This window comes from Streptomyces sp. TLI_55, from assembly GCF_900206255.1.
GTDB lineage: Bacteria > Actinomycetota > Actinomycetes > Streptomycetales > Streptomycetaceae > Streptomyces > Streptomyces aquilus.
Map to the genome: position 1 here is coordinate 8029072 of NZ_OAOJ01000001.1, position 22731 is coordinate 8051802.

The window sequence follows — 22731 nt, forward strand, 5'->3', positions numbered from 1 at the left end:
GCAGGCGTCTGCGGCATGATCCGCCGGACAGGCCCTAGGCCGGGCGGGTGTATTCCTGCCGCCGCACCGGTGCTGTCCTGGTGCGTCGGTCGTGGTTCGGGCGACTGATGAGTCATGACGAAGGATCAGTTGCTCACCCGGCTGCTCACGCGACGCCGTGCCCTGCTCGCCGGTGCCGCCGCTGTCGGGGCGGCCGGCACCGCCGGGCTGTTCGCGGCGCTCGGCGGCGAGGACCCGGTCAAGCCCCCGCTCCCGGCCGCGGGCCCCCCGGCCCGCCGCCCCCTCAAGCCCTCCGCCTACCGGCTCCAGCCCCTGACCGGATACGGCCCGCCCCGCACCGCCCCCGGCCGGACCCCGATCCGCCGCGAACCGCTGCTGCGCGTGCACGGACGGGGTCGCACCATCGTGCTGACCTTCGACGACGGCCCGGACCCCCGCTACACCCCCGCCGTCCTGGACACCCTCGCCGAGTACGACGTCCGTGCGATGTTCTTCGTCTGCGGCGAGATGGCCGTGAACAACAAGGACCTGCTGGCACGCATGTCCGACGAGGGGCACATCGTCGGCAACCACACCTGGTCCCACCCCCTGCTGACCCGCCTCAGCTTCGGCCGCATCCGCTCCGAGATGGAACGCACCAGCGACGTCATCGAGGAGGCCTACGGCGAACGCCCCCAGTGGTTCCGCGCGCCCTACGGCGCCTGGAACCGCGCAGCCTTCCGACTAGGCGCCGAACTCGGCATGGAACCCCTCGCCTGGTCCGTCGACACCCTCGACTGGACCACCCCCGGCGCCCGCACCATCGAGCGACGGGTCGAGAACGGCGCCGCCCCCGGCGTCGTGGTGCTCTCGCACGACGCCGGGGGCGACCGTTCCCAGAGTGTCCGGGCGCTGCGCGAATACCTGCCGCATCTCCTGGACTCCGGATATCACGTGACCGTCCCGAGACGGCATTACGTATAACCCGGACTACCGGCCCGCCCGGTCGGGGAACGCTCAGCGGACCTCGACCAGGCGGGCGAACACGACGACGTTCCCGGCATAGCCGTTCTGCTTCGAGAAACCGCCCCCACAGGTGATGACCCGCAATTCGGGGGTGCCCTTGGAGCCGTAGACACGGTCGCCCGGGAAGTTCTGCTTCTCGAACACCTCGATGCCGTAGATCTCGAAAACGGCCGTCTTCCCGTCCTTGCGCGGCACCTCGACGCGATTTCCCTTCTTCAGCGCACCGAGCCCGTAGAACACGGCGGGGCCCGACTGGTTGTCGACATGGCCCACCACCACGGCGGTGCCCTTCTCGCCGGGCGAGACCGCGCCGGTGAACCAGCCCGCCAGGTTCGGGTCCTCCGGCGGTGGCGCGCCCACCCAGCCCTCGGCGTCCAGACCCACGGGCATGACCGGAGCGTCCACCTGGATCGCGGGGATCCGCACCCGCTCGGGCTCGGAGAACGACAGCGGGGTCGCCGACCCGGAGAAGGTCCCGGGCACACGGCTGTCCGCCGCGGCCGCCGTCGCCGGCTGCGGCGGACCCACGTCGAACTCCCCCGAACCGTTCCGAATGAGCGCGAGGCCGGTCAGCAGAACAAGCGCTATCACGCCCCAAGGAGCGCGCCTCTTCCGCTGCTCCTCCTCTTCGGCCAGATCGGCCAGCTCGGACGCAGACATTCGCATTCCCCTCTCGACGCGGCCGTCGCCACGTCATTCGCGCATACGAGCACGCTAAGTGCCGGGCACAAAACCGGCGACGGGGCAAAGGCGAACGGGTGGCCGCCACCGGTGTGGGTGCGCCATCCGAGTCGACACCCCCAGGAAATTTCTGACGGTCCGTGACCTGCGGCAATATCCGATTGTGCGCTTTTCGCTCGGCGTGTCCTCTCACCAGGACGGACCATCGCCGAAATGCGCCCGCGTGCACGGCATCTGAGGGTCTTTCTGGGAGGCGTTTTCTCGCCGATCCACCGGGGACGGTTCCCGGGGCGCCTTCCGCGGAGGATCACATGCGTACTACCCGTGCCCTGGCGGCCGCCGGCGCCGCGATCGCCGCCGTCGGGCTCGCCGCCCCCGTGGCTGTCGCCGACGGCATGAACACCCCGTCCAACGTCACCGCCCTGCCGAGCGCCATCGCCCGCGGCGGGCAGCTGAACATCACCGTCAACAACTGCACCACCCCTGCGACCGCGACCTCCGACGCCTTCTCGCCGGTCACCCTGAACTCGGTGGCCGGCCTGGCGACCGGTACCGCCAGGGTCAACAGCAACGCCCGGCAGGGCACGCACAGCATCACGGTCACGTGCGCCAACGGGACCCTGACGAACCCGACCGCCTTCACCGTCATCGGCGCTGTCCGCGGCGGTCTCGGCGGCAGCAGCTCCACCGGTGCCACCCCGACCGACATGGCGATCGGCGGCGGACTCGTCGCGGCGGCCGTCGTCGGCGGCGGGCTGTTCTGGATGCGCCGCCGCTCCGAGAAGCGGATCTGATCTCCGTTCCTCCTTCGCAGGCGCACGTAACGGCCTTCGCCCCGGACCTCTTCCAAGGTCCGGGGCGAAGGCCTGTGCGGTGCCGCCGAGGCGCGGTCAGGCGCCGTCCTCGCCGGTGCGGCGCCGCGAGAAGTGGTACGCCGCCCCGACCGAGCCGGCGATGAGCGCCGCGCCCAGTCCGATCTCCTTGAGGTCGAACCCGGCGACACTGCCGCCCTCACCGGCGTGCACCCCGCGGTCGGGGTACGGGTACGGCGTCGGGTTGGTCGGGTTGGTGCGGCCGGTGGCGATGGTCAGCTCCGTCGAACCGCTCACGCCGTTGCAGGAGAACGTCACCTTGTAGACCGCGCCCGGTTTGGCGTCCCAGTCGACGACCGCCGTCGCCGACGAGCGGTTGCCCGGGATGGTGATCGTGTCGAACACCCCCGAGCTGACCGTCGCCGACCCGGTGCAGCCGCCGCTGTCCCGGTCCAGTTGCAGGGTCACCTGGCCGCCCGCGGCGATCGTGGAGGGCATGACGCTGAAGCCGAACGGCGTGATGTTGCCGCCGCCGGACGCCATGGCGGCCGGAGCGGAGAGGGCGAGGGCGCCTACGCCCAGCAGTGCGGCCGAAGCTACGCGTATCGCGCGCATGGTGAGTCCTCCGGGTCCCCGAGGAGCAGCTGCGGACCTTTTCCGCCTTTGCCGGAAATGCACCTCGATGATCGGAACGCTAGGAAGGTGCGCACACCTGCGCGAACGCTGTCGGGCGAATGGGGCACGGTTGTGGGCCGGTCGGGGGACGCCGACGGCGTGGCGGCGTCCCCGCTGGGTGCCCGTCAGGTGAGGGGCTGTCAGCCCTTGATGTGGGGGAACAGGTTCAGGAACGGCTCTGCCGAAGCGGTGATGCCCCGGCTGTAGGGCGCGTCGAAGTCCCAGATCAGGAAGAGCAGGAAGGCGATCAGGGCGGAGAACAGCCCGGCGAGGATCAGCTCGCGCGGTGTTCTGCGGATCTGGAGGGCCAGGACCATGCCGATGGTGATGACGGCCCCGGTGAGCAGCCCGAACCACACCACCCCCGGCATCGTCGCGCCCATCGCGTTGGTCCGGGCGGTGCGCGCCGTGTCGGCCGCGGCCACCTGGTCGACCAGCGGCTGGTAGGCCTGGGCCTCGAAGTCGTTGGCCGGCTCGTAGTCGGTGACGTCCTGGCGGAGCTTCTCCATCAGCTGGGTGCCGCGCTCGGTGACCTCGCCCTTGTCGGCCATCGTCTTCCACTCGGTGTTCACGACGTGTCCGACATAGGCGTTGACATCCTCCCGAATACGGTCACGGGCGTCGGTCGGGTAGACCCGGACCCGCTCCGAGACCTCGTGCAGGGCGACCGCCTCCGCCTGGACGTGGTCCTGAGCGGCGCCGCGCCCCTCCCACACCCCGGCGATGGCCAGGCCCAGGACGATGGCGTACACCACGCCGATCCACATCGTCATGTACTCGATGACGTCCGGGGTCTCGTCGGGGTCCTCGTCTTCCGACGCCGCCCCGTGGCGGACGACGACGATGACGACCACCACGGCACAGGCGGCCAGCATCGCGAGGGTGAGAACAAGCCATTCCGGCAAGGGAGGCCTCCAGGGATCAGCGCGGACGCAGCGCGGCGACGGCGGCGATGGCGGGCACCGCGATGAGCAGGACGAAGGTGAGTGGCGAGGTGCTGTGGTGCGCGGTCCGGTGCGGGGCCGGTGCGTGGTACGCCGGGTAGGTCACCGGAGTCGGGGCCGGGGTCGGGGTCGGCCGCGGGGTCGCTTTCGGCGACGGCTCGGGCGTCGGGGTCGGTGTAGGGGTGGGCGTGGGTGCCGGGCGCGGTGCGGGGGCCGCGGGCTGCGGGGCCGGAGGTGGCGGGGTCGGCTTCGGCGGGGGTTTCGGGGTAGGGCTCGGCGTGGGCGTGGGCGTGGGCGTGGGCGTGGGCTTCGGGGTCGGGGTCGGGGTCGGCTTCGGCGTGGGGGGCGGTGTCGGTGTGGGGGTAGGGGTCGGCGTGGGGCACGGCGGAGGTGGCGGGGGAGTGGGCGTGGGGCACCCCGGCGGGGTGGGCCAGGTCAGGCCGCTGCCGGCGACCGCCACCGCGACCGTGCCGTCCGGACCGGTCGACGCGGACGCGCAGGCGTCGGCCCGCGCGGCGCCGGACGGTACGCCGACGCACAGCCACGCCAGGGCCAACACCGTCAACACCCGTATGGCGGGGGCGTATTGGGTCGGTTCGGGTCGTTGCACGACGCAGATCATGACCCCAGAACGCGCCGCGGTGCGCCCTGGTGGCGGGTGATTGCCCCAAAGGAGTGAGCGAGCCGCGCAGGGGTTTGAGGAGGGGGTTTCGCGCTTCGCGGTGGACCGCTGTCACAGCTTCCGGAAAGAAATATGTGCCCCGGTTGAACACAACAGCCACTTCCGTCCGTACTCATGGCCGTGCGGCGACGCGGCAGGGCGCTGCAACACCGGTACCAATGTGGGGAGTTGACGATGAAGGTCTCCTGGCGGAGTGCATCGCTCGTGGCGAGCGCTGCGGCGGTGCTGGCGCTGACAACGGCGTGCGGCCAGGAAGCAGCCCCGTCCGCGAGCAGTCAGAACGTGGGCGCGACGGCCGCGGCCGGTGACTACGGAAACGCGGGATCCGGTATCGGCTCGGGCATCGGCAACGCCGGCGCGAGCCCCTCGGAGAGCGCCCCGGCGTCCCCGGTCAAGTCCGCGGGCAAGCTGGCCGTCGTCACCAACCCCGAGCTCGGCAAGGTGCTGACCGACAACGCCGGCCTCACCCTCTACCGCTTCGACACGGACACCGCCGAGCCGCCGAAGTCCAACTGTGACGGCGACTGCGCGACGACCTGGCCCCCGGTGCCGGCCGACGACGCCTCGGCCGGCGAGGGCATCGACAAGGCGCTGCTCGGCGAGGTCACCCGCGCCGACGGCAGCAAGCAGCTGACGATCGGCGGCTGGCCGGCGTACCGCTACGCGAAGGACGTCAACGCGGGCGACGTCAACGGTCAGGGCGTGGGCGGCAAGTGGTACGCGCTCGCCCCCACCGGCAAGAAGGCCTCGCTGGCCTCGCTGCCCGGACTGTCCACCCGCGAGGACCCCAACCTGGGCGAGATCGTCGTCGACAAGAACGGCATGACGGTCTACCGCTTCCTGAAGGACACCGCCTGGCCCGACCCGATCTCCCGGTGCACCGGGGCCTGCCTGGAGAAGTGGCCGGCCGTCGGTCCCGTCGGGGCGAACGACACCAAGGGCGTCCAGAAGAAGGGCCTGATGAGCTTCACCCGGCCCGACGGGGTCAAGCAGCAGACCATCAACTGCTGGCCCATCTACACCTTCGCCCAGGACAAGGAGCCGGGCGACACCAACGGTCAGGGCGTCGGCGGCACCTGGTACGCCGTCTCGCCCGACGGAAAGCCGGTCGGCGCGCCGAAGAAGTAGCAGGAAAAAGGGTCGCCCCTCCCGGCCGACCCGAAGGTCAACTCCCCAGGGCTGACCGCCCGACTCCCGCAGTGACGCATCGCGGAAGGGAGGCACGAGGATTCAGCGAGAATGCCGGACGCACGGCCGGCGTGCGCGACCGACCGGTCCGCCCCCTGTGACCGCACACAGGGGGCGGACCGGTTTGCCGTGAATTCACCGCTTCTATGGCAACGTCAACTCGGCACGTGCCGCAGGCAGTGACCGGGAACGGACGGTCAATTTCCGTTTCGGCTCGCTCCTTTGGCAGGCGATCAGTAGCCTCAGCTCGAACACCGGATCGCCTGAAGCCTTGGAGAGCTAGATGGAGCGTCCCGCCTGGGCCCCACGGAGCATCGACATCTCGGTGCCCAGTGTCTCGCGCATCTACGACTACTACCTGGGCGGCTCGCACAACTTCGAGGTCGACCGGGAAGCCGCTCGCAAGGCAATGGAGTTCATGCCGGGACTGCCCAAGATCATGCAGGCGAACCGGGCGTTCATGAGGCGGGCGGTGCGCTTCGCCGCCGAGCAGGGCATCTCCCAGTTCCTGGACGTCGGTTCGGGCATCCCGACCTTCGGCAACGTCCATGAGGTGGCCCAGGCCGCCAGGCCCGACGCGCACGTCGTCTACGTCGACCACGACCCGGTGGCCGTCGCCCACAGCCAGGCCGTCCTCGCCGGGAACGAGCGCGCGGGCGTCGTCGCGGCGGACCTGCGCAAGCCGCAGGAGATCCTCGCGAGCCCCGAAGTACAGCAACTGATCGACCTGAACCGGCCGGTGGCCCTGCTTCTCGTTGCCATACTGCACTTCGTGGAAGACGAGGACGACCCGTACGGGGCGGTGGCCGAGCTGCGCGACGCGCTCGCGCCCGGCAGCCTGCTGGTGCTCACGCATGCCTCGTACGAGGGAATCCCGCTGCCCGCGGAGCGGGCCGGGGGTGCGGTGGACGTGTACAAGGACATTCGCAACCCGCTGATCATGCGCTCGCGCGAACAGATCGCGCGGTTCTTCGAGGGGTACGACATGGTGGAACCGGGACTGGTGCCGATGCCGCACTGGCGGCCGGAGACGGAGACCTGGGACCCTGACGACGAGGATCCCTGGGCGTTCTCCGGGTTCGCCGGCGTGGGGCGTACCGCGTGATCGCCGAGCCGGACGGGCCGGAGGACAGACTGCGCCGGTTCGCGACGATCTGGAGCCGGGCGGTGTTCCCGGTGACCACGACGTCATCGACCCGGCCCGAGTTCGAGGAACAACTCCTGCCGCTGGCCCGCCGGTTGAGCGAGGCACTGCGGGCCAGGACCTTCGACGCCGACGAGGGCAGGGCCGTCGGCGCCGCGCTCGTGACGGTGCACTGCACCGATCCGGAGGCGCTCAGCCGGACGCTGGACTGCGTCGACGCCTATCTGGTGCTGTACTGCGGCGGCGACGGCGACCCGCAGGACCTGCGGGTGCGCGCCTCCCGCATCCAGCACGCCATGGCCGCCGGGTTCGCGCAGGCGCTGCGCGAGCGGACGCTGGCCGAGCAGGAGGCGATCTCCGCGGCCGCCCTGAAGGCGCAGGGCGTGGTCGCCCAGGCGCTGCACGCGAGCGAGGCCCGCTTCCGCGCGGTCTTCGAGGGCGCCGCGATAGGGATCGGCATGGCCGACCTCGACGGCAACATCCTCCAGGTCAACGAGGCGCTGCTGCGGATGTTCGGCATCACCGAGCAGACGATGCTGGGCCGCAACGTGGCGGATTGGACCCACCCCGAGGACGCGCCGCAGACCTGGACCCTCTACGACGAACTCGTCCGCGGCGACCGCGAGCACTATCACGTGGAGAAGGCGTTCTCCCGCCCTGACGGAACGGCCCTGTGGACCAACCTCACGGTCTCCCTGCTGCGCGACGCGGACGGCAACCCGCAGTACCAGCTGGCGCTGATGGAGGACACCACCGAGCGCCGGCTCCTCAACCTCCGGCTGCGCTACGAGGCCACCCACGACGCGCTCACCGGCCTGCCCAACCGCACCTTCTTCTTCGAGCGCCTGGAGAAGGCGCTCGGCGCGGGGAAGGGCCAGCGGTTCGGGCTGTGCTACCTCGACCTCGACGGCTTCAAGACCATCAACGACAGCCTCGGCCACGCGGCCGGCGACCGGCTGCTGGTGGAGGTGGCCGACCGGCTCCAGTCGTGCACCACCGCGCCCGGCGAGATGGTCGCTCGTCTGGGCGGTGACGAGTTCGTGGCGCTGACGACGGGGCCCGACACCGAGCGCGAGGTCGACGAGCTCGCCTCGCGGATCATGAACGCGCTGGTCGCCCCGGTCAGCGTCGACGGCCGTGAGCTGACCGTGCGTGGCAGCATCGGCATCGTCGAGGGCCCGGCGGGGGAGCGCAGCGCGGCGGAGGTGCTGCGCAGCGCCGACATCACGATGTACCGGGCCAAGGCCTCGGGCGGCAACCGCTTCGAGCTGGCGGACGCGGAGGCGGACGCGCGGGCGATCACCCGGCACGGCCTGACGACCGCGCTGCCCACGGCCCTGGACCGGGGCGAGTTCTTCATCGAGTACCAGCCGCTGGTCCACCTCGGTGACGGCAGCGTCCGCGGCGCCGAGGCCCTGGTCCGCTGGCTGCACCCGCAGCACGGCGTCCTCGGCCCCGACCGGTTCATCCCGCTCGCCGAGCACACCGGTCTGATCGTCCCGCTGGGCCGCTGGGTCCTGGAGCAGTCCGTCCGGCAGGCCCGCGAGTGGCGAGAACGGCACGCGGACGCGGGGCCGATGCGTATCAACGTCAACCTCTCGCCGTGCCAGCTCACCCACCCCGGCCTGGTGCAGGACACGGTGGACATCCTGGAGCGCACGGGCGTCGAGCCGGACGCGCTCTGCCTGGAGGTCACCGAGTCGGCGCTGATCGGCGCGGACGACGACCTGCTCAAGCCGTTGCGCCGGCTGGCCGAGATGGGCGTCGACATCGCCCTGGACGACTTCGGCACCGGCTACTCGAACCTGGCGAACCTGCGCCGCCTGCCGGTGAGCATCCTCAAGCTGGACCGCTCCTTCACCCAGAGCATGCAGCAGTTCCCGGCCGACCCCGTCGACCTGAAGATCGTCGAGGGCATCGTCTCACTCGCGCACAGCCTGGACCTCGCGGTCACGGTCGAGGGTGTGGAGACCGGCGCCCAGGCCGAGCAGCTGCGGATACTGGGCTGCGACACGGCCCAGGGATGGTACTACGCCCGCCCGGGCCCGCCGGAGCGGCTGCACGAGCTGGCGCTGGTGGACGCGACGGGCTGAGGGCCGTGCGGTGGCTGTCCGGTGTCCCCCTTCCTACGATCGAAGAGGGGGCACCGGCACCCTGAGCGGAGGGAGCGCGGACATGGACGTCACCAACATGCGTCGCCTCTTCGAGGCCCACCGCGAGGCCGAGGCGGCGCGGGACATCGACTCGATCCTGCAGACCTTCGTCGACGACTGCTTCCTGGAGACGCAGGCCCTGGGGCTGCGCAGTCAGGGGCGGGACGCGGTGCGGGCCGCGTACGAACAGCAGTACTTCATCGCCTTCCCGGACCTGGCCCCGCAGGACGAGGGCATCGCCTTCGGCGACAAGGTCATCGTGGTGTGGGGGACCCTGCGCGGCACGAGCCGGGGCGACTGGCTCGGGGTCCCGCCCGGTGGAGGTTCCTTCGAGGTGCCCTTCGCCAACGTCGTCCCCTTCGAACAGGGCCTCATGGCCGGCGAGACGATCTACTTCGACCTGGCCACGCTGTGCGAACAGGCGCGGATCCCACTGGACGCCGTGCGGCAGGCCGCGGCGGAGCGCAGGGCAGGCTAGCGGCCCGTCACCTTTCGAGCAGCATCCGCTGCAACTCCCGCGCGGCGCGCGGCGGTGCCACGTCGCTGCGGTGGGCCAGGGCGATCGTCCGGTGCAGGCCGGGACGGGCGAGCGGGGTGACGCGCAGGCCCCGGCCGGAACGCGCCGCGACCATGCGCGGTACGACGGCCACCCCCAGCCCCGCGCGCACGAACCCCAGCACCGCGTCCATCTCCCCGCCCTCCACCGCGAAGTCCGGCTCGAAGCCCTCGGCGCGGCAGGCGGCGACCGTCAGTTCACGCAGGTCGTAGCCGTGCCGGAACATCACCAGACGCTCGCCCTCCAGGTCGGCGATGCGTACGGTGCGGCGGCCGTCGCCGGGCTTGGCAGCCTCCGGGGACGAGACCACCACCAGGTCCTCGCGCAGCAGCTCCACCGTCGTCAGCGCGGGGGACGGGGTCGGGAGCGGGAGGACGACCAGCGCGAGGTCCAGGGCGCCACGGGCCAGTTCGCGGACCAGGTCGTGGGAGCCGCCCTCCTCGATGAGGAGGCGGATGCCGGGATAGCGGTCGTGGAAGGCGCGCAGGACGTCGGGGAGAAGGCCGGTGCACAGGCTGGGGGTCGCGCCCAGGCGGACCCGGCCGCTGCGCAGCTGGACCAGTTCCTGCACCTCGTAGCGGGCGGTGTCCGCGTCGGCCAGGATGCGGCGGGCGAGCGGGAGCAGGGCCTCGCCCGCGTCGGTCAGGGTGATGTTGCCCCGGGCCCGGAGGAACAGGTCCGCGCCCAGCTCCCGCTCCAGCGCCTTGATCTGCTGGGACAGCGACGGCTGGGCGACGTGGACCAGGTCCGCGGCCCTGGTGAAGTGCCTGGTCTCGGCGACCGCCACGAAGTACTGGAGCTGCGTGAACTGCATGGTCGTACGATAGCCGGTCGATAGCCGCTGCCTATCGAATCAAGCCGGACCATGTCTTGGACCGATGGGGTCGGGCGGCCCTAGCGTTCATGAACATGGCACTGGCAACGCGGACGGACCGACGGCCGTCCATGGCGCGCACCGTGTGGGACAGCTCCGTCGGCAAGAAGACGGTGATGGCCGTCAGCGGGCTGATCATGCTGTCGTACCTGGTCGTCCACATGATCGGGAACCTGAAGATCTTCTTCGGGGCCGGCGAGTTCAACCACTACGCGCACTGGCTGCGCACCCTCGGCGAGCCCTTCATGCACTACGAGTGGACGCTTTGGGTCATCCGCGTCGTCCTCGTCGTCGCGGTCGTCGCGCACGCCGTCTCCGCCTACCAGCTCAGCCGCCGCGACATCAAGGCGCGGCCCACCAAGTACGTCCACAGCAAGCCGCGTTCGAGCTATGCGACCCGCACCATGCGCTGGGGCGGCATCATCCTCGGCCTCTTCATCGTCTGGCACCTCCTGGACCTGACGACCGGCACCGTGCACTCGGGCGGCTTCCAGGAGGGGCACCCCTACCAGAACGTCGTGGACACCTTCTCCACCTGGTACGGCAACGTCATCTACATCGTCGCGATGCTCGCCCTCGGCCTGCACGTCCGGCACGGCTTCTGGAGCGCCGCCCAGACCCTCGGCGCCGGCAGCCGCACCCGCGACCGCGCCCTGAAGGCCACGGCCAACGTCCTCGCACTGCTGCTCACGGCCGGCTTCATCGCCGTACCCGTGGGCGTCATGACCGGAGTGGTGAGCTGAACATGACCTCTTACACGGAGTACGCGACCGGCGCACCGGTCGTCGACACCAAGGCCCCGTCCGGCCCGGTCAACGAGCGCTGGGACAAGCGCCGTTTCGAGGCCAAGCTGGTCAACCCCGCCAACCGGCGCAAGCACACCGTGATCGTGGTGGGCACCGGCCTGGCCGGCGGTTCCGCCGGGGCCACGCTCGCCGAACAGGGCTACCACGTCGTCCAGTTCTGCTACCAGGACTCCCCGCGCCGCGCCCACTCCATCGCCGCGCAGGGCGGCATCAACGCGGCGAAGAACTACCGCAACGACGGCGACTCCATCCACCGGCTGTTCTACGACACCGTCAAGGGCGGCGACTTCCGGGCCCGGGAGTCGAACGTGCACCGGCTCGCGCAGATCTCCGTCGAGATCATCGACCAGTGCGTGGCGCAGGGCGTGCCGTTCGCCCGCGAGTACGGCGGGCTGCTCGACACCCGGTCCTTCGGCGGCGTCCAGGTCTCGCGGACCTTCTACGCCCGCGGCCAGACGGGCCAGCAGCTGCTGCTCGGCGCCTACCAGGCGCTCAGCCGGCAGATCGCGGCCGGGAACATCGAGATGCACCCGCGCACCGAGATGCTCGACCTGATCGTCGTCGACGGACGGGCGCGCGGGATCGTCGCCAGGGATCTCATCACCGGGAAGATCGACACGTACTTCGCGGACGCCGTCGTTCTCGCCAGCGGCGGCTACGGCAATGTCTTCTACCTGTCGACCAACGCGATGAACTCCAACGCCACCGCCATCTGGCGGGCCCACCGGCGCGGCGCCTACTTCGCCAACCCCTGCTTCACCCAGATCCACCCCACCTGCATCCCGCGCACCGGCGACCACCAGTCCAAGCTGACGCTGATGAGCGAGTCGCTGCGCAACGACGGCCGGATCTGGGTCCCGAAGGCCAAGGGCGACGACCGGCCGCCGAACAAGATCCCCGAGGACGAGCGCGACTACTACCTGGAGCGCATCTACCCCTCCTTCGGCAACCTCGTCCCGCGTGACATCGCCTCCCGCGCCGCGAAGAACGTCTGTGACGAGGGGCGCGGGGTCGGACCCGGCGGGCAGGGCGTCTACCTCGACTTCGCCGACGCCATCAAGCGCATGGGCCGCAAGGCGGTCGAGGCCAAGTACGGCAACCTCTTCGACATGTACGCGCGGATCACCGACGAGGACCCGTACCAGGTCCCGATGCGGATCTACCCCGCCGTGCACTACACGATGGGCGGGCTGTGGGTCGACTACGACCTCCAGACCACCGTCCCCGGCCTGTTCGCGATCGGCGAGGCCAACTTCTCCGACCACGGCGCCAACCGGCTCGGTGCCTCTGCGCTGATGCAGGGTCTCGCCGACGGCTACTTCGTGCTCCCGGCGACCATCAACGACTACCTCGCCCGCAACCCCCACCAGGACGCGGTGAGCGCCGAACACCCCGTCGTCCAGGAGGTGTTGGCGGAGACCGAGGACCGGCTCAACCTGCTGCTCGCCGTCGACGGCGACCGCACCCCTGACTCCTTCCACCGCGAGGTCGGCGAACTCATGTGGGAGTTCTGCGGCATGGCCCGCACCGACGCCGGACTGCGCAAGGCCCTGGAGCGCATCCCGCAGATCCGCGAGGAGTTCTGGCGGCGCATCAAGGTCCCCGGCACCGGCGAGGAGTTCAACCAGTCGCTGGAGAAGGCGAATCGCGTCGTCGACTACCTGGAGCTCGCCGAGCTGATGTGCCTCGACGCACTGCACCGTGCCGAGTCCTGCGGCGGCCACTTCCGCGAGGAGTCCCAGACCCCGGACGGCGAAGCGGCCCGCCGGGACGAGGAGTTCGCCTACGCGGCCGCCTGGGAGTTCACGAGCACCGGCTCATCTCCCGTCCTGCACAAGGAAGACCTGGTCTTCGAGTACGTCCACCCCACCCAGCGGAGCTACGCATGAAGCTCACCCTGCGCGTCTGGCGGCAGAAGAACGCCGACGCCGAAGGCGCCATGTCCACGTACGAGGTGGACGGCATCTCCTCCGACATGTCCTTCCTCGAGATGCTCGACACGCTCAACGAGGAGCTCATCCTGCGCGGTGAGGACCCCGTGGCCTTCGACCACGACTGCCGCGAGGGCATCTGCGGCGCGTGCTCCCTCGTCATCAACGGCGACGCCCACGGGCCCGAGCGCACCACCACCTGCCAGCTGCACATGCGGTCCTTCAAGGACGGCGACACGATCGACATCGAGCCGTGGCGGGCCTCGGCGTTCCCCGTGATCAAGGACCTGGTCGTGGACCGGTCGGCCTTCGACCGGATCATCCAGGCCGGCGGTTACATCACCGCGCCGACGGGTGCCGCGCCGGAGGCACACGCGACGCCGGTGCCCAAGCCGGACGCCGACTTCGCCTTCGAGCACGCCGAGTGCATCGGCTGCGGGGCGTGTGTCGCCGCGTGCCCCAACGGGGCGGCGATGCTGTTCACCTCGGCCAAGGTCAACCACCTGAACGTGCTGCCGCAAGGGGCGCCCGAGCGGGAGACGCGGGTGCTGGACATGGTGGCGCAGATGGACGAGGAGGGCTTCGGCGGCTGCACCCTCACCGGTGAGTGCGCGACCGCCTGTCCGAAGGGCATCCCGCTGATGTCGATCACGAGCATGAACAAGGAGTGGCTGCGGGCCACGCGCAAGGTCGCCAGGAGGTAGACCCACGGCTCACTCACCAGGTCGCCAACAGGTGGACCACACAAGGACGTTCGCCGACAGGGTGCGGACGGGCGGGGCCGGGAGTGGTGCTCCCCGGCCCCGTCTCGCCTTTCCGACCTCGGCGGCCTGTCGTCTTCCCGACCTCGACAGCCTGTCGCCTTCCCGGCCTCGATAGCCTGTGCGCATGATCTTCGGAACACAGACGGGGGAGCGGTTCCTCGATGCCGTCACCGCATTCGAGACCGCGGTGCGCGGACAGGACCCGGACGGGGCCGAGCGCGCGTTCCAGGAGCTGCACCGCAGCCTCGGCGAGGCTGGCCCGCACGAGACCGCGCAGGCCGCACCGCGGCTCGCCGCGCTGCTGCCCGAAGTGCCGCCGGGGCCGCGCGGAGTCGTCGCGGTGATCGTCGGCGCGTGCGTGGAGCGCGGCGCCGACCCGCGGCCCTGCGCCCCGTACGTCTTCGTGGAGCTGGCCGAAACGCTCGCCGAGATCGGGGAGTTCTGCGAACGCTGGCAGGCGACCGGCGGCGGCGACCACCCCCACCCGGACGACAGCGACGCCCACCCGGCCCTGTTCGAGCGGGTGGGGCCCGAACCGGCCCTGGCCTGGCTGTCGTTGCCCCAGTTCGAGATGGCCTGTCTCGCTCTGCTCAACGACCCCGGCGTGCGCACCGCGCTGGACGGCTCGCTGCGCGCCCGGCTGGTGCGGGCGGTCACGACGGTCGAGGAGACGACCGGGCATGAGTTCAAGTGCCTGAAGTACGCGCTGCTCGTCCTCGACGACGAACCGCTCGTCGTCCTGCACCGCCCGTCCGGCACCGGCTACCGGATGCGCATGGCTGGCATAGGCGACAACTTCCAGCTGCACACCCTTCTCGCGGACCTCCTCGTCGGCGGCGGTCACGTGCCCGGCCACGCCCCGTCACCGCAGGAGGTCGCCGTGTGCCGGGACGCGCCCGGACAGGTGCACACCGTGGGCTCCTTCAACCTCATGACCCCCGGCGGGGAGTGGGTGTGGAACGAGGGCACCCCCGCCGACATCCCCGTCGTCGACGGCGTACGCCTGCTCGTCCTGGACCCGCCGGCCTACGAGCGCAGCTGGCCCTCCGGCCGGTTCTTCCCGAACATGACCGGAGACCTCGTCCTCGAGCGCGTCCTCGACGAGGCGGAGACGCGCTACTGGCTGGGAGGTTGCGTTCCGGCCACGTGACGGTCACGGACCACGGCGTTCAGCAACCCCACATCCCGGCTCCCGCCCCCGGTCACGTACCGGCCAGACGGCATCGGAAGAACAGGTACGCGCAGGCCGTACCCGCCGGCCTGTTCTTCCCCCTCAGGCCGACCGGCCCGTGACCTGGAGTGAGCCATGACCGCCGTATCCGCTCTGGACTCCCCGCCCCTCTCCGCCGCCCCCGCCCGCTACACCGTCTCCCTCGCCCGCGACGAGGCCGACGTGCGCGCCGCCCAGCGGCTGCGGCACGACGTGTTCGCCGGCGAGATGGGCGCCCTGCTCGCGAGCCCCCAGCCGGGGCTCGACGTCGACGCCTTCGACGCCTACTGCGACCATCTGCTCGTCACCGACACGAGCACCGGACAGGTCGTCGGCACCTACCGGCTGCTGCCGCCCGAGCGGGCCGCGATCGCCGGACGCCTGTACTCCGAGGGCGAGTTCGACCTCGCCCCGCTCGACGCCCTGCGCCCCGGCCTGGTCGAGGTCGGCCGCTCCTGCGTGCACCCCGACCACCGCGACGGCGCCGTCATCGGGCTCATCTGGGCCGGCATCGCCCGCTACATGGTCGACCGCGGCCACGAGTGGCTGGCCGGCTGCTGCTCCCTCCCGCTCGCCGACGGCGGTGCGCTGGCCTCCGCGACCTGGGAGCGGGTGCGGGCCAAGCACCTGGCGCCGGAGGAGTACCGGGTGCGCCCGCTGCTGCCGTGGGTCCCCGGCGAGCCCGCCGCAGGCCGCGGTGAGCTGCCGGCCCTGCTGCGCGGCTACCTCCGGCTCGGCGCCTGGGTCTGCGGGGAGCCCGCCCACGACCCGGACTTCGGGGTCGCCGACCTGTACGTGCTGCTGTCGATGCGTCGGGTCAACCCGCGCTATCTGCGGCACTTCCTCTCCCTCGTACCGGCCTGATGAGCGTCTGGCTGCCGAGCGCGCCCTGCACCCCGGGGACGTGCGTGGAGCCGACGGGGTCCGCGACGGCCGTACCGCGTGCCGTGCTGCGGCTCACGGCGGTCGCGGTCCTGGTGCTCGCCGGGGTCGTGCTGCTGCCGCTCGGCGTGCGCATCCCCGCCGAGGTGGTCCGGCGGTGGTGCCGGTGGATCGTACGGGCCGCGGGGGTCCGGGTCCGTGTCACCGGCACCGCCGCACCCACCGGCGGCACGCTGCTGGTCGCCAACCACATCTCCTGGCTGGACATCCCGCTGCTCGGCGCCGTGCGCCCGGCACGGATGGTCGCCAAGGCCGAGATCCGGCGGTGGCCGGTGGCGGGCGCGCTCGCCGCCAGGGGCGGGGTGCTGTTCATCGACCGGGACCGGCTGCGCACCCTCCCGGACACGGTGGACCACATCGCCCGCGCGCTGCGCGCCGGCCAGGCGGTCGGCGTCTTCCCCGAGGGCAGCACGTGGTGCGGACGCGCCCAGGGCACCTTCCGCCGCGCCGCCTTCCAGGCCGCCCTGGACGCGCGGGTCCCCGTCCAACCGGTGCGGCTGCGCTACCACTTGGACGGCGGTACGGCCAGCACCGCGCCCGCGTTCGTCGGCGAGGACAGTCTGCTCGCCTCGGTGTGGCGGGTGGTGTCGACGCGGGGACTGGTGGCGGAGGTGGAGATACAGGAGGCCATTCCGTACGGCAGCCACCCCGACCGGCGCGCGCTCGCGCTGGCCGCGCAGCCGGGGGCGACGGCCCAACTGGGGTGGATCCACTCGGCGTTGGTGGCGTAGGCGCCGCCTGGCACAGCGCGCTGCCACCGCCGGTGCGGCCCGCGCCGGGAGTTCAGGCCAGGGCGCGGGCCAGATAGGCGGCCGTCGTGCTGCCCTCCGTGCGTGCCACCTCGGTCGGCGGTCCGGCCGCGACGATGCGTCCGCCCTGGTCGCCGCCGCCCGGGCCCAGGTCGATCACCCAGTCCGCGCCCGCGACGACCGACATGTCGTGCTCGACGACGATGACGGTGTTCCCGGTGTCGACGAGGCCGTGCAGCTGGCGCATCAGGACGTCGACATCGGCGGGGTGCAGGCCGGTGGTGGGCTCGTCGAGGAGATAGAGGGTGTGGCCGCGGCGGCCGCGCTGGAGTTCGCTCGCGAGCTTGATGCGCTGGGCCTCCCCGCCGGAGAGTTCGGTGGCGGGCTGGCCGAGGCGCAGATAGCCGAGGCCCACGTCGAGCAGCGTGCGCAGGCTGCGCGCCACGGCCGGGGTGTCCGTGAAGAAGTCCGCCGCGGACTCCACCGTGAGGTCCAGCACCTGCGCGATGTTCCGTCCCCGGTACGTCACTTCGAGGGTCTCGGGGTTGTAGCGGGCGCCGCCGCAGTCGGGGCACGGGGCGTAGGTGCTCGGCAGGAACAGCAGTTCCACGCTGACGAACCCCTCGCCCTGGCAGGTCTCGCAGCGCCCGCCGCTGACGTTGAAGGAGAACCGCCCCACACCGAAGCCGCGCCGACGGGCCTCCTCCGTCGCCGCGAACTCCTTGCGCACGACGTCGAAGAGACCGGTGTAGGTGGCGAGGTTGGAGCGCGGGGTGCGCCCGATGGGCCGCTGGTCGACCGAGACGAGCCGGCCCACACCCGGGAGCTCCTCCGTGATCTCCCCGATGAGCGTGGACTTCCCCGAACCCGAGACGCCGGTCACGGCGGTGAGGACACCGAGCGGGAACTCGGCGGTCACGGCACGCAGGTTGTGCCGGGAGACGGGGCCGACCTTCAACTGCCCGCCGGGCGTGCGTACTTCACGCGCCGGGACCGGTGAGCGGCCGAAGAGATACCGGGCGGTGGCCGACTCCTCGACCGAGGCCAGCTCCGCCACCGGGCCGCTGTGCAGCACCCGGCCGCCGTGCTCACCGGCGAGCGGCCCCACGTCCACCAGCCAGTCAGCGCCCCGCACGACGTCGAGATGGTGCTCCACCACGAACACCGAGTTGCCCGCCGCCTTCAGCCGGGCCAGGACGGTGAGCAGGGCCTCCGTGTCGGCCGGGTGGAGTCCGGCGGAGGGTTCGTCGAGGACGTACACCACACCGAAAAGGCCCGAGCGCAACTGGGTGGCCAGCCGCAGGCGTTGGAGTTCGCCCGCCGAAAGCGTGGGGGTGGCCCGGTCGAGGCTGAGGTAGCCGAGGCCGAGTTCGAGGACGGGCGCGATACGGGACCGCAGGTCGTCGGTGAGGACACGGGCGGTCTCGCCGTCCGCGACGAGATGCCCGGCCAGATCGGTCAACGGCAGGGCGGCGAGCTCGGCGATGGTCCGCCCCGCGAACGTCACCGCCAGCGCCTCCGGCCGCAGCCGGCTGCCCCCGCACGCCGGACAGGGCGCACTGCTCAGGAACCGCTCCGCCTTCGCCCGCAGGGTCGGGCTCTTGGAGTCCGAGAAGGTCTTCATGACATACCGGTGCGCGCTCATGTACGTGCCCTGGTACGGCCGTTGGATGCGGTCGGCGTCCCGCACCGGGTGCACGGTGACGACCGGCTGCTCGTCCGTGAACAGGATCCACTCGCGCTGCTCGGCGGGGAGTTCACGCCAGGGCCGGTCCACGTCGTACCCGAGCGCGTCGAGGATGTCGCGCAGGTTCTTGCCCTGCCAGGCCCCGGGCCAGGCGGCGATCGCCCCGTCCCGGACGGACAGGGAGGGGTCGGGGACGAGCAGCTCCTCACTGGTCCGGTGCACTCGCCCCAGCCCGTGACACGCTGGGCAGGCCCCGGCGGCCGTGTTCGGCGAGAACGCGTCCGACTCGAGCCGCTCGGCCCCCTCCGGGTAGTCGCCGGCCCGGGAGAAGAGCATCCGCAGCGAGTTCGACAGGTTGGTGACCGTCCCCACCGACGACCGCGACGTGGGCGCGGCCCGCCGCTGCTCCAGCGACACGGCCGGCGGCAGCCCGGTGATCTCCCCGACCTTCGGCGCCCCCACTTGATGGATCAGCCGCCGCGCGTACGGCGCCACCGACTCGAAATACCGCCGCTGCGCCTCCGCGTACACGGTCCCGAACGCCAACGACGACTTCCCGGACCCGGACACCCCGGTGAACACGACGAGCACGTCCCGGGGGATGTCGACGTCCACGTTCCTGAGGTTGTGCTCCCGGGCACCGCGGACACGGACATACGGGTCATGTGGGGTGTGCATGAGGGGGAACTCTAGTCGGAGACGATCGAGGCCAGCCGTCGGTAGGAGTCCAGCAGGGCGTCGCGGTCGTACGTGCTCGTCGTGACCAGGACCTCCTGGGCGCCGGTCTCCTTCAGCACCGTCTCCAGCTCGTGGGCGACCTGGTCCTCGGTGCCCGCGAGCTGGCCGGTGAGGCCGGACTCGTAGAAGCCGCGCTCCTTGGCGGACATCGGGAGGGAGGCGACGCGGTCGGCCGGGGGCAGGGGCGGGAAGGTGCCGTGGGTGCGGGAGTGGGCCATCGACCAGGCCTCGGAGACGAGGAGGCGCCGGGCCTCCTCGGGGGTCGCGGCCACGGCGATCGTGCCCGAGATGACGACGTACGGCTCGCTCGCCCAGGGGGAGGGGCGGAAGTGCGTGCGGTAGTGGTCGATGCCGCGGCGCATCTTCTCGCGGTTCCGGAGGTCGCCGATGACCATCGGCAGACCCGCCCGGGCGGCGATGGCGGCGCCCTCGCCCATCGCGAGGACGAAGGGCGGGACGGTCAGGCCCTCCGCGGGGCGGGCGTGCACCCCGGTCGGGGAGGTGCCGGCGAACCAGCCGAGCAGTTCGTCGAGCTGGGCGGCGAAGTCGTCGGCGTCGTCCTTGTCGCGGCCCAGCGCCTTGCGGACGCCGTCGGTGAAGCCCACCGAGCGGCCCAGACCCATGTCGATGCGGCCGGGGAAGAGGGACTCCAGCACGCCGAACTGTTCGGCCACGACCAGGGGCCGGTGGTTCGGCAGCATCACACCGCCCGTACCGACCCGGATGCGCCGGGTCGCCGCCGCCACGGCCGCCGCCAGGACGGTCGGCGCGGAACCGGCGACACCGGGCACACCGTGATGCTCCGACACCCAGAAGCGGTGATAGCCGAGCGCCTCCACCTCCTGCGCGAACCGCACGGTGTCCCGCAGGGCCTCGGCGTTCGAGTGCCCCTCGCGGGTGCGGGAACGGTCGAGGACGGAGAACCGGACGGTCTGCTGGCTGAGGCTCACGTCTGTCATGACGCTGCGCAGGGGTCCGGTATTCCGCCAGCCGTCTCCGTCTCAGGCCGTCAGGGTGTGCTCGTGCTCGCAGGCGTCGTCGATCCCGTACGTGTCCCATGCCGGGAAGGGGTCGGGGAAGGGCGCGCCGTCGTCCGGCGTCATGAGGCAGGCCGTCAGTGCCCTGTGCAGACCCGCGTGGTCCAAGCCCGTGCCGATGAACACCAGCTCCTGCGCGTACGGCGCCTCGTCGTCGCGGGCCGCCGACGGCTCGAAGCGGGCCACCGAGCCCGCCTGGGACCACAGGCCCGTCACCAGCGGGCGGCTCGCGAGGGTGAAGAAGCCCTTCGAACGCAGGACGCGGCCGTGGGCGCCGCCGTCGAGGTCTTGCGTCACGAAGTCCCACAACCGGGTGGGATGGAAGGGGAGTTCGGAGCGGAAGACGGTGGAGGAGACGCCGTACTCCTCGGTCTCGGGGACGTGTTCGCCGTTGAGCTCCTGGACCCAGCCCGGCGCCTGCTGTGCGCGGTCCAGGTCGAACAGGCCGGTGCCCAGGACCTGTCCGAGGTCCACGCGGGCGTGGCGGGCGTCGACGATCCGGGCGACGGGGTTGAGGCGGCGCAGGGCCGCGCGCAGGCGGGCCGCGGCGTCCGCGTCGACCAGGTCGAGCTTGTTGAGGACCAGGACGTCCGCGAACTCGATCTGGTCCACGAGCAGATCGCTCACCGTGCGTTCGTCGTCCTCGAAGGGCGCGAGGCCGCGCTCGGCGAGTTCGTCGCCGCTGTCCAGCTCGGGCAGGAAGTTGGCCGCGTCCACGACCGTGACCATGGTGTCCAGGTGGGCGACGTCCCCGAGGGTGGCCCCGTCGTCGCGGGCGAAGGAGAAGGTGGCGGCGACGGGCAGGGGTTCGGAGATGCCCGACGATTCGATGAGCAGGTGGTCGAACCTGCCCTCCCGGGCCAGCCGGTCGACCTCCTCCAGGAGGTCGTCGCGGAGTGTGCAGCAGATGCAGCCGTTGGTCATCTCGACCAGGCGTTCCTCGGTGCGCGACAGCGCGGCCTCGCCGCCCCGCACCAGCGCGGCGTCGATGTTGACCTCGCTCATGTCGTTGACGATCACGGCGACCCGCAGGCCCTCGCGGTTGGCCAGCACATGGTTGAGCAGCGTGGTCTTGCCCGCCCCGAGGAACCCGGACAGGACGGTGACCGGCAGGCGGTCGTGGGGAGGCATCAGGCGCTCAGCCTTCGGGGCGCAGCAGGCCGCGCTCGTACGCCTTGACCAGGTTCTGCGGTACGAGGTGACGTACGCCGTCGATCGTGACGGGCACCAGCGACGGCGTGGCCGCCTTCCACTGCGCGCGGCGGTGGCGGGTGTTGCTGCGGGACATCTTCCGCTTGGGGACAGCCATGACAGGGACCTCCTCGGTGGGGCAGCGAGCACCGAGGACGCTACATGAAAATGGATCCCATTAACAATTGCCGCTTCTTGGTTAGGGTGAGTGACGTGACCGACAGCAGCAAGCGCCCCCTGGCCGTGTTCGACCTCGACAACACCCTCGCGGACACCGCCCACCGGCAGCACTTCCTGGAGCGGCAGCCGCGTGACTGGGACGGGTTCTTCGCCGCCGCGCCCGCCGACCCGCCTCTTCCGGAGGGCATCGCGCTGGTCCTGGAGCATGCGGCGGAGTGCGAGGTCGTCTACCTCACCGGCCGGCCCGAGCGGTGCCGCCAGGACACGCGGGACTGGCTGGCCGCGCAGGGGCTGCCCGAGGGGCGTATCTACATGCGGCGGGACAACGACCGCAGGCCCGCCCGGCGCACCAAGCTGGAGACCCTCCGCCGCCTCGACCGCACCCGGGACGTCCGGGTGCTGGTCGACGACGACGAACTGGTCTGCGCGGACGCCGAGCAGGCCGGTTTCACGGTGGTACGGGCCCGCTGGACCGCCCCTTCCGCCGCGCTGAAGACCGCGCAGGAGCGGGAGGGGCGGACCTGAGGGCGGTCGGTCAGTCCGACTCCTCCAGGCGGAAGCCGACTTTCAGGCCCACCTGCCAGTGCGCGACCTGACCGTTCTCGATCTGGCCCCGCACCTGCGTCACCTCGAACCAGTCGAGGTTGCGGAGGGTCTGGGAGGCGCGGCTGATCCCGTTGCTGATCGCCTGGTCGACGCCGTCGGGCGAGGTGCCGACGATCTCGGTCACCCGATAGGTGTGATTCGTCATGGAACCACCGTGCCCCAGGCGACGGCAGAGC

Annotated in this window: 24 protein-coding genes; 14 read left to right on the plus strand and 10 right to left on the minus strand. The window is 71.4% G+C overall.

The genetic code is table 11. From position 1 onward, the window contains the following. The first annotated feature begins 114 nt into the window (after positions 1–114). Complete coding sequence (locus tag CRP56_RS36710) at positions 115–963, plus strand: polysaccharide deacetylase family protein (protein ID WP_097271479.1); 849 nt, start codon at positions 115–117, stop codon at positions 961–963. 33 nt (positions 964–996) lie between these two features. Here CRP56_RS36710 and CRP56_RS36715 read toward each other — a convergent pair whose 3' ends face one another. Continuing rightward, on the minus strand, positions 997–1665 hold the full coding sequence (locus CRP56_RS36715) for a class F sortase (RefSeq protein WP_097271481.1): 669 nt from the start codon (positions 1663–1665) through the stop codon (positions 997–999). Positions 1666–1997: 332 nt separating this feature from the next. On the opposite strand from CRP56_RS36715, the gene CRP56_RS36720 reads away from it, so the two are divergent. Then, on the plus strand, positions 1998–2480 hold the full coding sequence (locus CRP56_RS36720) for a hypothetical protein (RefSeq protein WP_097271483.1): 483 nt from the start codon (positions 1998–2000) through the stop codon (positions 2478–2480). 96 nt (positions 2481–2576) lie between these two features. Here CRP56_RS36720 and CRP56_RS36725 read toward each other — a convergent pair whose 3' ends face one another. The 3 genes from CRP56_RS36725 to CRP56_RS48620 form a co-directional block, all read right to left on the minus strand. Further along, complete coding sequence (locus CRP56_RS36725) at positions 2577–3113, minus strand: hypothetical protein (RefSeq protein WP_097271485.1); 537 nt, start codon at positions 3111–3113, stop codon at positions 2577–2579. Between the two features lie 200 nt (positions 3114–3313). Continuing rightward, positions 3314–4078: a bestrophin-like domain gene (locus tag CRP56_RS36730; protein WP_097271487.1), complete on the minus strand. Its 765-nt coding sequence runs from the start codon at positions 4076–4078 to the stop codon at positions 3314–3316. 16 nt (positions 4079–4094) lie between these two features. Then, positions 4095–4223, minus strand: a complete 129-nt coding sequence (locus tag CRP56_RS48620; protein ID WP_257041471.1) for a hypothetical protein — start codon at positions 4221–4223, stop codon at positions 4095–4097. An 82-nt stretch (positions 4224–4305) separates the two neighbouring features. Between CRP56_RS48620 and CRP56_RS47790 the strand changes: the two genes are divergently transcribed. From CRP56_RS47790 to CRP56_RS36755, 5 genes are all read left to right on the plus strand, one after another. Beyond that, positions 4306–4779 carry a hypothetical protein gene (locus tag CRP56_RS47790; RefSeq protein WP_179851207.1) on the plus strand — a complete coding sequence of 158 codons (474 nt, stop codon included), beginning with the start codon at positions 4306–4308 and terminating at the stop codon, positions 4777–4779. 194 nt (positions 4780–4973) lie between these two features. Next, positions 4974–5927, plus strand: coding sequence for an SCO0930 family lipoprotein (locus tag CRP56_RS36740; RefSeq protein WP_097271489.1), 954 nt, complete (start codon positions 4974–4976; stop codon positions 5925–5927). Positions 5928–6270: 343 nt separating this feature from the next. Continuing rightward, a complete protein-coding gene (locus tag CRP56_RS36745; RefSeq protein ID WP_097271491.1) occupies positions 6271–7092 on the plus strand; it encodes an SAM-dependent methyltransferase in 822 nt (273 codons plus the stop codon). Next, positions 7089–9224 (plus strand): putative bifunctional diguanylate cyclase/phosphodiesterase, encoded by a 2136-nt coding sequence (locus CRP56_RS36750; RefSeq protein ID WP_097271494.1) that lies wholly within the window; start codon positions 7089–7091, stop codon positions 9222–9224. The genes CRP56_RS36745 and CRP56_RS36750 overlap by 4 nt, the downstream gene beginning before the upstream one ends. 82 nt (positions 9225–9306) lie before the next feature. Next, entirely contained in the window at positions 9307–9762 is a 456-nt protein-coding gene (locus CRP56_RS36755; protein WP_097271496.1) for an ester cyclase, read from the plus strand. Between the two features lie 7 nt (positions 9763–9769). Here CRP56_RS36755 and CRP56_RS36760 read toward each other — a convergent pair whose 3' ends face one another. After that, positions 9770–10654 carry a LysR family transcriptional regulator gene (locus CRP56_RS36760; RefSeq protein ID WP_097271498.1) on the minus strand — a complete coding sequence of 295 codons (885 nt, stop codon included), beginning with the start codon at positions 10652–10654 and terminating at the stop codon, positions 9770–9772. 131 nt (positions 10655–10785) lie between these two features. Here CRP56_RS36760 and CRP56_RS36765 point away from each other — a divergent pair, with 131 nt between their 5' ends. The 6 genes from CRP56_RS36765 to CRP56_RS36790 all read left to right on the plus strand — a co-directional run bounded on the left by CRP56_RS36765 (position 10786) and on the right by CRP56_RS36790 (position 17098). After that, entirely contained in the window at positions 10786–11457 is a 672-nt protein-coding gene (locus tag CRP56_RS36765; RefSeq protein WP_097271500.1) for a succinate dehydrogenase, read from the plus strand. A 2-nt stretch (positions 11458–11459) separates the two neighbouring features. Next, the gene (locus CRP56_RS36770; RefSeq protein ID WP_097271502.1) at positions 11460–13409 is read left to right on the plus strand and encodes a fumarate reductase/succinate dehydrogenase flavoprotein subunit; all 1950 of its coding nucleotides are present in this window, start codon (positions 11460–11462) and stop codon (positions 13407–13409) included. Then, a complete protein-coding gene (locus CRP56_RS36775) occupies positions 13406–14155 on the plus strand; it encodes a succinate dehydrogenase/fumarate reductase iron-sulfur subunit (RefSeq protein WP_097271504.1) in 750 nt (249 codons plus the stop codon). The genes CRP56_RS36770 and CRP56_RS36775 overlap by 4 nt, the downstream gene beginning before the upstream one ends. A 184-nt stretch (positions 14156–14339) precedes the next feature. Continuing rightward, positions 14340–15365 carry a hypothetical protein gene (locus tag CRP56_RS36780; RefSeq protein ID WP_097271507.1) on the plus strand — a complete coding sequence of 342 codons (1026 nt, stop codon included), beginning with the start codon at positions 14340–14342 and terminating at the stop codon, positions 15363–15365. Positions 15366–15521: 156 nt separating this feature from the next. Next, positions 15522–16289 (plus strand): GNAT family N-acetyltransferase, encoded by a 768-nt coding sequence (locus CRP56_RS36785; protein ID WP_097271509.1) that lies wholly within the window; start codon positions 15522–15524, stop codon positions 16287–16289. Continuing rightward, positions 16289–17098 carry a lysophospholipid acyltransferase family protein gene (locus CRP56_RS36790; RefSeq protein WP_097271510.1) on the plus strand — a complete coding sequence of 270 codons (810 nt, stop codon included), beginning with the start codon at positions 16289–16291 and terminating at the stop codon, positions 17096–17098. Before CRP56_RS36785 ends, CRP56_RS36790 begins: the two co-directional genes overlap by 1 nt. 52 nt (positions 17099–17150) lie before the next feature. Here CRP56_RS36790 and CRP56_RS36795 read toward each other — a convergent pair whose 3' ends face one another. The 4 genes from CRP56_RS36795 to rpmF are packed head-to-tail and all read right to left on the minus strand — an operon-like array spanning position 17151 to position 21887. Further along, a complete protein-coding gene (locus tag CRP56_RS36795) occupies positions 17151–19481 on the minus strand; it encodes an ATP-binding cassette domain-containing protein (protein ID WP_097271512.1) in 2331 nt (776 codons plus the stop codon). 11 nt (positions 19482–19492) lie between these two features. Next, positions 19493–20500 (minus strand): LLM class flavin-dependent oxidoreductase, encoded by a 1008-nt coding sequence (locus tag CRP56_RS36800; protein ID WP_097271514.1) that lies wholly within the window; start codon positions 20498–20500, stop codon positions 19493–19495. Between the two features lie 42 nt (positions 20501–20542). Continuing rightward, positions 20543–21709 (minus strand): GTP-binding protein, encoded by a 1167-nt coding sequence (locus tag CRP56_RS36805; RefSeq protein ID WP_097271516.1) that lies wholly within the window; start codon positions 21707–21709, stop codon positions 20543–20545. A 7-nt stretch (positions 21710–21716) separates the two neighbouring features. After that, positions 21717–21887: a 50S ribosomal protein L32 gene (gene rpmF / locus CRP56_RS36810; RefSeq protein WP_097271518.1), complete on the minus strand. Its 171-nt coding sequence runs from the start codon at positions 21885–21887 to the stop codon at positions 21717–21719. 95 nt (positions 21888–21982) lie between these two features. On the opposite strand from rpmF, the gene CRP56_RS36815 reads away from it, so the two are divergent. Further along, on the plus strand, positions 21983–22474 hold the full coding sequence (locus CRP56_RS36815; RefSeq protein WP_097271520.1) for a phosphatase domain-containing protein: 492 nt from the start codon (positions 21983–21985) through the stop codon (positions 22472–22474). Positions 22475–22484: 10 nt separating this feature from the next. On the opposite strand, the gene CRP56_RS36820 is transcribed toward CRP56_RS36815, so the two are convergent. Beyond that, positions 22485–22700, minus strand: a complete 216-nt coding sequence (locus CRP56_RS36820; protein WP_059194767.1) for a dodecin — start codon at positions 22698–22700, stop codon at positions 22485–22487. Positions 22701–22731 lie beyond the last annotated feature (31 nt).

What these genes read in the sequence shown, in the direction of transcription:
- CRP56_RS36710 (WP_097271479.1), top strand. Translation starts at nt 115, where the DNA reads ATGACGAAGGATCAGTTGCTCACCCGGCTGCTCACGCGACGCCGTGCC.
- CRP56_RS36715 (WP_097271481.1), bottom strand. Translation starts at nt 1,665, where the DNA reads ATGTCTGCGTCCGAGCTGGCCGATCTGGCCGAAGAGGAGGAGCAGCGG.
- CRP56_RS36720 (WP_097271483.1), top strand. Translation starts at nt 1,998, where the DNA reads ATGCGTACTACCCGTGCCCTGGCGGCCGCCGGCGCCGCGATCGCCGCC.
- CRP56_RS36725 (WP_097271485.1), bottom strand. Translation starts at nt 3,113, where the DNA reads ATGCGCGCGATACGCGTAGCTTCGGCCGCACTGCTGGGCGTAGGCGCC.
- CRP56_RS36740 (WP_097271489.1), top strand. Translation starts at nt 4,974, where the DNA reads ATGAAGGTCTCCTGGCGGAGTGCATCGCTCGTGGCGAGCGCTGCGGCG.
- CRP56_RS36745 (WP_097271491.1), top strand. Translation starts at nt 6,271, where the DNA reads ATGGAGCGTCCCGCCTGGGCCCCACGGAGCATCGACATCTCGGTGCCC.
- CRP56_RS36755 (WP_097271496.1), top strand. Translation starts at nt 9,307, where the DNA reads ATGGACGTCACCAACATGCGTCGCCTCTTCGAGGCCCACCGCGAGGCC.
- CRP56_RS36760 (WP_097271498.1), bottom strand. Translation starts at nt 10,654, where the DNA reads ATGCAGTTCACGCAGCTCCAGTACTTCGTGGCGGTCGCCGAGACCAGG.
- CRP56_RS36765 (WP_097271500.1), top strand. Translation starts at nt 10,786, where the DNA reads ATGGCGCGCACCGTGTGGGACAGCTCCGTCGGCAAGAAGACGGTGATG.
- CRP56_RS36770 (WP_097271502.1), top strand. Translation starts at nt 11,460, where the DNA reads ATGACCTCTTACACGGAGTACGCGACCGGCGCACCGGTCGTCGACACC.
- CRP56_RS36775 (WP_097271504.1), top strand. Translation starts at nt 13,406, where the DNA reads ATGAAGCTCACCCTGCGCGTCTGGCGGCAGAAGAACGCCGACGCCGAA.
- CRP56_RS36780 (WP_097271507.1), top strand. Translation starts at nt 14,340, where the DNA reads ATGATCTTCGGAACACAGACGGGGGAGCGGTTCCTCGATGCCGTCACC.
- CRP56_RS36785 (WP_097271509.1), top strand. Translation starts at nt 15,522, where the DNA reads ATGACCGCCGTATCCGCTCTGGACTCCCCGCCCCTCTCCGCCGCCCCC.
- CRP56_RS36790 (WP_097271510.1), top strand. Translation starts at nt 16,289, where the DNA reads ATGAGCGTCTGGCTGCCGAGCGCGCCCTGCACCCCGGGGACGTGCGTG.
- CRP56_RS36795 (WP_097271512.1), bottom strand. Translation starts at nt 19,481, where the DNA reads ATGCACACCCCACATGACCCGTATGTCCGTGTCCGCGGTGCCCGGGAG.
- CRP56_RS36800 (WP_097271514.1), bottom strand. Translation starts at nt 20,500, where the DNA reads ATGACAGACGTGAGCCTCAGCCAGCAGACCGTCCGGTTCTCCGTCCTC.
- CRP56_RS36805 (WP_097271516.1), bottom strand. Translation starts at nt 21,709, where the DNA reads ATGCCTCCCCACGACCGCCTGCCGGTCACCGTCCTGTCCGGGTTCCTC.
- rpmF (WP_097271518.1), bottom strand. Translation starts at nt 21,887, where the DNA reads ATGGCTGTCCCCAAGCGGAAGATGTCCCGCAGCAACACCCGCCACCGC.
- CRP56_RS36820 (WP_059194767.1), bottom strand. Translation starts at nt 22,700, where the DNA reads ATGACGAATCACACCTATCGGGTGACCGAGATCGTCGGCACCTCGCCC.